Source organism: Klebsiella sp. MS 92-3 (genome assembly GCF_000195655.1).
Taxonomy (GTDB): domain Bacteria; phylum Pseudomonadota; class Gammaproteobacteria; order Enterobacterales; family Enterobacteriaceae; genus Klebsiella; species Klebsiella pneumoniae.
Genome location: NZ_GL882861.1, coordinates 54,461 through 62,678 on the forward strand (window position 1 = coordinate 54,461; position 8,218 = coordinate 62,678).

General features: G+C 52.8%; 7 protein-coding genes. 4 read left to right on the forward strand and 3 right to left on the reverse strand.

Translation table 11 applies throughout. The features are described from left to right. From HMPREF9538_RS33445 to dpaL, 3 genes are all read right to left on the reverse strand, one after another. Positions 1-98, reverse strand: a 98-nt coding sequence (locus tag HMPREF9538_RS33445) for a hypothetical protein (protein ID WP_261674245.1), incomplete at its 3' end; no start/stop codon positions are given. A gap of 24 nt (positions 99-122) precedes the next feature. Then, positions 123-1,412 (reverse strand): aromatic amino acid transport family protein, encoded by a 1,290-nt coding sequence (locus tag HMPREF9538_RS02785; protein ID WP_004176676.1) that lies wholly within the window; start codon positions 1,410-1,412, stop codon positions 123-125. 122 nt (positions 1,413-1,534) lie between these two features. Next, on the reverse strand, positions 1,535-2,746 hold the full coding sequence (dpaL, locus tag HMPREF9538_RS02780; RefSeq protein WP_009486262.1) for a diaminopropionate ammonia-lyase: 1,212 nt from the start codon (positions 2,744-2,746) through the stop codon (positions 1,535-1,537). Between the two features lie 311 nt (positions 2,747-3,057). On the opposite strand from dpaL, the gene HMPREF9538_RS02775 reads away from it, so the two are divergent. The 4 genes from HMPREF9538_RS02775 to HMPREF9538_RS02760 all read left to right on the forward strand — a co-directional run bounded on the left by HMPREF9538_RS02775 (position 3,058) and on the right by HMPREF9538_RS02760 (position 8,144). Next, on the forward strand, positions 3,058-3,519 hold the full coding sequence (locus HMPREF9538_RS02775) for an Lrp/AsnC family transcriptional regulator (protein ID WP_002898209.1): 462 nt from the start codon (positions 3,058-3,060) through the stop codon (positions 3,517-3,519). A gap of 175 nt (positions 3,520-3,694) precedes the next feature. After that, positions 3,695-5,095: an asparagine--tRNA ligase gene (gene asnS / locus HMPREF9538_RS02770; RefSeq protein ID WP_002898206.1), complete on the forward strand. Its 1,401-nt coding sequence runs from the start codon at positions 3,695-3,697 to the stop codon at positions 5,093-5,095. Positions 5,096-5,686: 591 nt separating this feature from the next. Beyond that, a complete protein-coding gene (ompK35, locus tag HMPREF9538_RS02765; RefSeq protein WP_004141771.1) occupies positions 5,687-6,766 on the forward strand; it encodes a porin OmpK35 in 1,080 nt (359 codons plus the stop codon). A 187-nt stretch (positions 6,767-6,953) separates the two neighbouring features. After that, on the forward strand, positions 6,954-8,144 hold the full coding sequence (locus HMPREF9538_RS02760) for an amino acid aminotransferase (RefSeq protein ID WP_009486263.1): 1,191 nt from the start codon (positions 6,954-6,956) through the stop codon (positions 8,142-8,144). Positions 8,145-8,218 lie beyond the last annotated feature (74 nt).

Sequence of the window (8,218 nt, forward strand, 5' to 3'; positions counted from 1 at the left end):
AGGCGGCATACACCGCCGCCTGGCAGCGCACCATGTTCGCCAAGTGCATACAGGGAATCGATAAGCCGTTGGCCGTTAATCTGCAGATAATGACTCATATAACATCTCGCTAATAATGGTGGTTATTGGAACATGCCGTAAAAAATGGCAGATACGGTGATAAGACCGATCAGGGTGACGAATACGTTGCTCGCTTTACCGCGCCAGGGGGCAAGCACCGGTAATTTATGAATGGCGTACATAGGCAACAGCAGCAGAATTGCCGCCCCGGTGGGACCGCTGATGCATTCGATAATACCGAGGATACTGGGGTTCTTGTACGCGGCGAACCAGCAGGTAAGCACCATAAACACCAGGATGACCGCGTCGACGAGGCGAATACCAGGTTTTTTCCCGCGTGCGGCGGCGGCCTCCAGAATCAGGTCGCGCAGCGATTCATAGGCGCCGATGTAGTGGCCAAGAAATGATTTAGTAATAGCGACAAAGGCGATAATCGGCGATAGCCAGGCAATAATCGGTGTATCGTACTGATTGGCAAGATAGGACAAAATCGACAGATTCTGGGCTTTGGCTTCCGCCAGTTGCTGCGGCGACAGGCTTAACACGCAGCTGAGAACAAAAAATAGCACCACCACCGTCATGAGCAGGATACCGTAGCGCTGGATCTGCGCACATTTACCCTCAGCGAGCGCCAGACCGTAACGCTGCTTCTGGCGCACCACCATCGGCGAAATGATGGGATAGTGGTTAAACGACATCACCAGTACCGGGAAGGTCATCCACAGGGATAACATGATCCCCTGCCCATCGCCCGTGGCGCTGAAGCTTACGGTTTGCAAAATTGCGCCGTTCCAGTGCGGAATCAGAAAAAGTGCCATAAAAATAAGCGAGATGATGAAGGGATAAACCAGGGTGCTCATCACCCGCATTATCAAACGCTGTCCGAAACGGACGATAAACATCAGCCCGAGGATCAGAACGATGGCCACCAGCGACCGGGGAGGCTCGGCCATTGCCAACTGGTGGGTGATAAAGCTCTGCGCGGTGTTGGTGATAGCCACCGCATACATAATCAGAATGGTATAGACGGCGAAGAAATAGATGACGGTAAATACTTTTCCCGCCAGCGCGCCAAAATGCTCGCCAATAACATCGGTAATACTGCTTTCCGGCGTATTGGAAGAGTAAATGAATCTCGCCAGACCGCGGTGAGCCAGATAAGTAATAGGAAAAGCGAGGACAAAAACAATCAGCAGCGGCCAGAAGCCGCCAATTCCGGCATTAATCGGCAGAAACAGCACCCCAGCGCCAATGGCGGTACCGAACAGGCCAAGGACCCAAACGGTATCTTCGCTATGCCACTTTGCGGGATCGGAATATCCTTTATTGATAATTATATTTTCAGTATTCATCGGTCAGGTTCTCTCTATGCATGACGCGAAAGCGCGTATGTTTTCGTTATGAGTCAGAACGCTTGTCATACCGAGGGCTTGTAGGGTAGGTAAGATGGCCCCCTTGTTATTGTCGATAGCGCTCAACCATTACGGCCAAACCAGACGATGTCTTCATAGACATCGGGTGATGTATCTCCTTCCGTGCTGATTAACAGAACCTGTGCATCGGCATTCAGGCGCAGCGATTCGGCAAGCTCGCGATACGCCGGTTGAGTCATCAGCGCATAAAGCACTCCTGTGCCAATAGCGCCGGATTCCCCGGAGACAAAAGGTTCGTCAGTACCTGGACGCGGAGCGGCCAACAGGCGCATGCCGTTGGCCGCCAGACAATCGTCGGCGGAAATAAAACAGGTGGCATGGTCGCGGAGCATTGGCCAGCTGGTGATGTTAGGTTCACCACAGGCAAGCCCGGCCATCAGAGTTGACATATCCCCGCCGACGCTGTGCGGCAGTCCGTCATTAATGGTTGCCGAGCGATACAGGCAGTTCGCCTTGTGCGGCTCAACGATGATGATGGTGGGAGCCTGCTGCTGCATCTTTTCGATGAAATATCCCATGATGCTACCGGCAAACGACCCGACCCCGGCTTGTAAAAACAGATGCGTCGGCATCGACGCTCCGCTTTCTGCCAGCTGCTGCCAGATTTCAACAGCGAGGGTCATATAGCCTTGCATGATCCATGTGGGGATCTGCTCGTAGCCCTGCCAGGCGGTATCCTGGAGTAGAACCCATCCCTGCTCGCGCGCGGTTTTGGCCGCCAGCCGAACTGTGTCGTCGTAGTTCAGTTCAGTAATCGTGCATTCGGCGCCATGCCGGCGAATATTCTGCGCGCGTACCGGTGACGAGCCCTTTGGCATATACACCACCGCACGCAGCCCAAGCTGCTCAGCCGCCCACGCCACGCCACGTCCGTGGTTACCGTCGGTAGCAGTCACAAATACGATGTCCTTGATACGCGCCTTAATCACTGGTGAATTAAGCTCGGCAAAGCTCAACGTATTAATATCTCGCTCAAGCAGAGCGGCGAGATATTTCCCCATCGCATAAGATCCGCCTAATCCTTTAAACGCATTCAAACCGAATCGCTGCGCTTCATCTTTTATATGGATCGATCCCAGCCCCAGCCGCTGGCTTAAAAATTCCAGCTTACGCAGCGGCGTGACCCGGTAATCAGGAAATTTTTGATGGAATGCCAGCACTTCGTTCCCCACGCTTTCATTCAGCAGACTCAAGTCTGCTCCCTGGCCATAGGGCTGCCGCCGGGCGTTAAGTTGAAATTTAATTGTGTCCACTATTCAGGCACCTCTATTTTCATATCGTCCTGCGACGATAACGTTATTTGCGACCATTCCGCCTAAACGACGGGTGCACGGATCCGTGCGGCCTGAGACAGGACGGTCGCTTTAAATTGGTTAAGTCAGAATGTGAGAGGCTTTTTGTCGCGATATACCGCTTTCCCACTGCCTGTGATGGTACACTGCGCCCGGCGGTTAATTGGCGCAAAGTTGCCCATCGCGCCGCAATTTTCACTCTGTTTTATCATTCATACGCAACAACGTTGCATTAGTGAGGTTGATCACAGGCTTGCAGGACGAGATATATGATGAAACTTGACGCATGGGATAAAAAAATTCTTACGCTCTTGCAGCGTAATAATCGCTTGTCGCAACGGGAGATCGCCGATCGGATCAGCCTGTCTCCTTCGGCAGTCAATCGGCGTATCGCTGCACTGGAGGATGCAGGGGTGATTAAAGGCAGTGTTAGCTTAGTGGACGCCAGTAAAGTGGGAAGACCAATCACCATTATGGTGCAGGTGACCATTGAGAATGAACGTCTCGATCTGCTTGAGGAGGATAAACAGCGTTTCGTTACCTGTCCGCAAGTGCAGCAGGTCTACTATGTCACTGGCGACTTCGATTTCCTGCTCGTGATCAACGTCCGTGATATGGCGGAATACGAAGCGCTAACCCGTGAACTCTTTTTTGCCTCGGGAAATATCAAGTCTTTCCGGACCATCGTGTCGATGCAAAATGCGAAGCAGGAAATGACGGTCATTATCGAGTAAGTCGTGTAAAAGTCGAAATGGTGAGCCAAAGAACGCCCCGGAGGGGTATTTATTTCCGAAATCCACCCTTCCCTGTGCGAAATCTACTTGTCTGATGGAAGATGACAGGTAACATAGATATCCCCCCGCTGTTGGGGGAAGAGACTTTTTTATTGGACTACATAGAGAGATTATTATGAGCGTTGTGCCTGTAGCCGACGTACTCCAGGGCCGCGTTGCCGTTGACAGCGAAGTCACGGTCCGCGGATGGGTGCGTACCCGCCGAGATTCTAAAGCTGGCTTTTCTTTCCTCGCCGTCTATGACGGTTCCTGCTTTGATCCTGTACAGGCCGTTATTAATAATTCTCTGCCCAATTACAATCAGGAAGTGCTGCGTCTGACCACCGGCTGCTCGGTGATTGTCACCGGTAAAGTCGTAGCTTCTCAGGGTCAAGGTCAAAGCTTTGAGATCCAGGCGACCAGCGTGGAAGTGACCGGCTGGGTGGAAGACCCGGACACCTACCCGATGGCGGCCAAGCGCCACAGCATCGAGTATCTGCGTGAAGTAGCGCACCTGCGTCCGCGCACCAACCTGATTGGCGCGGTAGCCCGCGTGCGTCACACCCTGGCGCAGGCGCTGCACCGCTTCTTCAACGAACAGGGCTTCTTCTGGGTTTCCACCCCGCTGATCACCGCCTCCGATACCGAAGGCGCCGGCGAAATGTTCCGCGTGTCGACGCTGGATCTGGAAAACCTGCCGCGTAACGATCAGGGCAAAGTCGATTTCGACAAAGACTTCTTCGGTAAAGAGTCGTTCCTGACCGTTTCCGGCCAGCTGAACGGCGAGACCTACGCCTGTGCGCTGTCGAAGATTTATACCTTCGGCCCGACCTTCCGCGCCGAGAACTCCAACACCAGCCGCCACCTGGCGGAATTCTGGATGCTGGAGCCGGAAGTGGCCTTCGCCAACCTGAACGACGTTGCCGGCCTGGCGGAAGCGATGCTCAAGTACGTCTTCAAAGCGGTACTGGAAGAGCGTGCGGACGACATGCAGTTCTTCGCCGAGCGCGTGGATAAAGACGCTATCGACCGTCTGCAGCGCTTTATCACCGCTGATTTTGCCCAGGTGGATTACACCGACGCCGTTACCATTCTGGAAAACTGCGGCAAACAGTTCGAGAACCCGGTGTACTGGGGCGTGGATCTCTCCTCTGAGCACGAACGTTACCTGGCCGAAGAGCACTTCAAAGCGCCGGTGGTGGTGAAAAACTACCCGAAAGACATTAAAGCGTTCTATATGCGCCTTAACGAAGACGGTAAAACCGTCGCGGCAATGGACGTTCTGGCGCCGGGCATCGGCGAGATTATCGGCGGTTCCCAGCGTGAAGAGCGTCTCGACGTGCTTGACGCGCGTATGGCAGAGATGGGGCTTAACAAAGAAGACTACTGGTGGTATCGCGACCTGCGTCGCTACGGCACCGTGCCGCATTCCGGCTTCGGTCTGGGCTTCGAACGCCTCATCGCTTACGTCACCGGCGTGCAGAACGTCCGCGATGTTATTCCGTTCCCGCGGACGCCGCGCAACGCGACATTCTAAATTTTTCTGACATCAATCTGAAAGGCCAGCGCAAGCTGGCCTTTTTTTATGTCAATTACTGTTAGTAAAATTCAACAACCTTAAACATCAAGACCCGGAAATCACAATTATGTTACGCACTGTTTCGGTGCATCCTGGTGATGTAGATCGCACTTTATGTTCATAACTGAGCAAAACCGCTGATAAATTTGCTCATTTTTTGACCTTTACCCGCACATCTTGCAAAGACAGAGACTGAATAAAAAGAATACGAATTCAATACACAAAATGAACGAATTGCCGCTTAGCCAAATTAATCATAAATAATTCATATAGATAGATAAGTAATGGCGTTTTCCCTTATCCGGTGGAACGGAATTTTGATTAAGTTCACAAAGTTCCTTTAAATACACATTTAGTTACATGATTTTTCGTTTTGTTACTCATATGAGATATTCGTAGCATTTTCCGGCTAGCGAAACGTTGTCGCGGATGGAAAGATGCCTTCAGACACCAAACTCTCATCAATGGTTCTGTAAGTTTTTATTGACAGAACTTATTGACGGCAGTGGCACGTGTTCATATAAAAAATATTAATGAGGGTAATAAATAATGATGAAGCGCAATATTCTGGCAGTGGTGATCCCTGCCCTGCTGGTAGCCGGTGCAGCCAACGCTGCAGAAATCTATAACAAAAACGGCAACAAACTGGACTTCTATGGAAAAATGGTCGGCGAGCACGTCTGGACCACCAATGGCGACACCAGCAGCGACGATACCACCTATGCCCGTATCGGCCTGAAAGGCGAAACTCAGATCAACGATCAGCTGATCGGCTACGGCCAGTGGGAATACAACATGGACGCGTCCAATGTTGAAGGTTCCCAGACCACAAAAACCCGTCTGGCGTTCGCAGGCCTGAAAGCGGGCGAATACGGTTCATTCGACTATGGCCGTAACTACGGCGCGATCTACGACGTCGAAGCGGCAACCGATATGCTGGTTGAATGGGGCGGTGACGGCTGGAACTACACCGACAACTACATGACCGGTCGTACCAACGGCGTCGCAACCTACCGTAACTCTGACTTCTTCGGTCTGGTTGACGGTCTGAGCTTCGCGCTGCAGTACCAGGGTAAAAACGACCATGACCGTGCGATTCGCAAGCAGAATGGCGACGGCTTCAGCACCGCAGCCACCTACGCGTTCGACAACGGTATCGCACTGTCTGCAGGCTACTCCAGCTCTAACCGTAGCGTGGATCAGAAAGCTGACGGCAATGGCGACAAAGCCGAAGCCTGGGCGACCTCTGCAAAATATGACGCTAACAACATCTATGCGGCCGTCATGTACTCCCAGACTTACAACATGACTCCGGAAGAAGATAACCACTTCGCCGGTAAAACTCAGAACTTTGAAGCAGTTGTACAGTATCAGTTTGACTTCGGCCTGCGTCCGTCCATCGGCTACGTACAGACCAAAGGCAAGGACCTGCAGTCGCGTGCTGGCTTCTCCGGCGGCGATGCGGATCTGGTTAAATACATCGAAGTGGGTACCTGGTACTACTTTAACAAGAACATGAACGTCTACGCTGCGTATAAATTCAACCAGCTGGACGACAACGATTACACCAAAGCGGCTGGTGTCGCCACTGACGACCAGGCGGCCGTGGGTATCGTTTACCAGTTCTAATCTGCAGTACACCCCTTCGTGATATGCCTTCAAAGCAGGACTTCGGTCCTGCTTTTCTGTATTCGTGAGGCAAAGATCGTCTCTTTCGAAAACCTTCGCGCTTTTTGTCGCAAACGGTTGGCAATTCGTTATTCTCCCGTTAACCTGATAGCGGATTTCCCTTCAGTAATCACAATGGAACCTCGTCATGTTTGAGAACATTACCGCCGCCCCAGCCGACCCGATTTTAGGTCTGGCCGATCTGTTTCGTGCCGATGACCGCCCTGAAAAAATTAACCTCGGAATTGGTGTTTACAAGGATGAAACCGGTAAAACGCCCGTTCTGACCAGCGTCAAAAAAGCAGAGCAGTATCTGCTGGAAAATGAAACGACTAAAAACTATCTGGGCATCGATGGTATTCCTGAATTTGGTCGCTGCACCCAGGAGCTGCTGTTCGGTAAAGGCAATGCGATTATCGCTGATAAACGCGCCCGCACCGCGCAGACACCGGGCGGTACCGGTGCGCTGCGTGTCGCCGCAGACTTCCTCGCCAAAAACACCGACGTGAAACGTGTGTGGGTAAGTAATCCGAGCTGGCCGAACCATAAAAGCGTATTCACCTCTGCCGGGCTGGAAGTGCGCGAATACGCTTACTATGACGCGGCTAACCACGCGCTGGACTTTGATGGTCTGCTGGCCAGCCTGAACGAAGCCCAGGCGGGCGACGTGGTATTGTTCCACGGCTGCTGCCACAACCCGACCGGTATCGATCCGACGCTCGATCAGTGGCAGCAGCTGGCGCAGCTGTCGGTGGAAAAAGGCTGGCTACCGCTGTTCGATTTCGCCTACCAGGGCTTCGCCCGCGGTCTGGAAGAAGATGCTGAAGGGCTACGCGCTTTTGCTGCTCTACATAAAGAGCTGCTGGTCGCCAGCTCCTACTCGAAAAACTTTGGCCTGTACAACGAGCGCGTCGGCGCCTGCACTCTGGTCGCCGCGGATCAGGAGACTGTAGACCGCGCCTTCAGTCAGATGAAGTCGGTGATCCGCGCCAACTACTCGAACCCGCCTGCGCATGGCGCCTCCGTGGTCGCCATCATTCTGAGCAACGATGCGCTACGGGCAATCTGGGAGCAGGAACTGACCGATATGCGCCAGCGCATCCAGCGTATGCGTCTGCTGTTCGTCAATACCCTGCAGGAGAAAGGCGCGAGCCGCGACTTCAGCTTTATCAGCCAGCAGAACGGCATGTTCTCATTCAGCGGCCTGACTAAAGAGCAGGTGCTGCGCCTGCGTGAAGAGTTCGCCATCTATGCGGTAGCTTCCGGACGTATCAACGTGGCCGGGATGACGCCTGACAATATGGCGCCGCTGTGCGAAGCCATCGTCGCCGTACTGTAAGCGATAGTATTCGGTATAAAGAAAAAAGAGGCCGGCCGCGGGGGCGCCTTTTTTTTTTTTTTTTTTTTTTTTTT